This is a genomic window from Sedimentibacter sp. B4 (assembly GCF_000309315.1).
Classification (GTDB): domain Bacteria; phylum Bacillota; class Clostridia; order Tissierellales; family Sedimentibacteraceae; genus Sedimentibacter; species Sedimentibacter saalensis.
Genome location: NZ_CANG01000688.1, coordinates 1 through 230 on the forward strand (window position 1 = coordinate 1; position 230 = coordinate 230).

Below are 230 nucleotides of genomic sequence, written 5' to 3' on the forward strand. Positions count from 1 at the left end.
TCGAAGAACGCGGACTGCGGCTTGAACGCCGCGACCCGGTCGCCGAGTGCCTCGACGAGCGTCCGCGCGCAGGTCTCTGCGCCGGCGGCGGAGGCCTCCAGCCCCCAGGACTTGAGCAGGGACGGGTGCGGGTCGATGCCCACGCACAGTGGGCCGCGCTCAGCGACCACCTCCCGAAGCCGGCGCCAGTAGGTGGTCACGATCCCATCCCTTCCCTGTCAAGGGCATTG

General features: G+C 70.9%; 1 pseudogene. It reads right to left on the bottom strand.

Features of this window, described 5'->3' with window-relative positions:
• Positions 1 to 200, bottom strand: a pseudogene (locus BN358_RS24120) (Orotidine 5'-phosphate decarboxylase); the annotation flags it as partial.
• Between the last annotated feature and the right edge of the window lie 30 nt (positions 201 to 230).